Consider the following 805-nt stretch of genomic DNA (forward strand, 5'->3'; position numbering starts at 1 on the left):
AAAAAGATCTTATGGTGGTTTTGCCAAGGGTGTTCACCTCTTCCCATTCCGAACAGAGAAGTTAAGCCCCTTATGGCCGATGGTACTGCACCACAATGCGGGAGAGTAGGTAGCTGCCATATTTATTTAGAAAGGTCCTGGATCAAACCAGGACCTTTTCTTTTATATAGAGTAGAGGCTTTACTATAAGTAGAGATATCCTCTAAACAATCATCTCTAAGAGTAGAGATTATCCGATTACCTCCTTACAAAGTATCTCCGATCCGTTACAGTGGATCTCTTCTAACAGATACGACTATACGAACCTTGCAGGTTCGCACTTGAAATAACGCTGAAAATAAACTAGCAATTAAGTTGAAATAATTTTTGCTGCGAATGATAAAGATGCTATCTTTGCCGTCCGCTACAGAAAACAGCGCAGTTCTTTACACGATTTGCTTTTTAAATCACTGATTCTCCAATATTTAAGTTATTGAGTCTCAATGAAATAAAAATAAAAAACTTCAAAAAAGTTTTGGTGGTTTGCAAAAAGGTTCCTACCTTTGCACTCCCAACGCAAATGACGCGCAAATGACGCGGAAAGGATAACAAGAAGTTCTTACAAAAAAGCTTGAAATGTACGCCAGTAGGGCACAGAGATCAGATCTCATACATTAACATCGATTGAGTAATCAATCCAAAGTTCTTTGACATATTGGAGAAACAAAAGTTGTGTACTTAAGTAGTAATACTTAAATACAAATTATTTAAAGCGAATAAGGGCGCATGGTGGATGCCTAGGATCTAAGAGGCGATGAAGGACGTG

The 805-nt window shown here is 38.1% G+C and carries 1 rRNA gene; it reads left to right on the forward strand.

What is annotated here, in order from left to right:
- Window positions 1-10 precede the first annotated feature (10 nt).
- A 5S ribosomal RNA gene (gene rrf, locus KW844_RS28845) occupies window positions 11-122 on the forward strand.
- The last annotated feature ends 683 nt before the right edge of the window (window positions 123-805 follow it).

The sequence above is a fragment of the Chitinophaga sp. sic0106 genome (genome assembly GCF_019219075.1).
In the GTDB taxonomy this organism is placed as follows: Bacteria; Bacteroidota; Bacteroidia; order Chitinophagales; family Chitinophagaceae; genus Chitinophaga.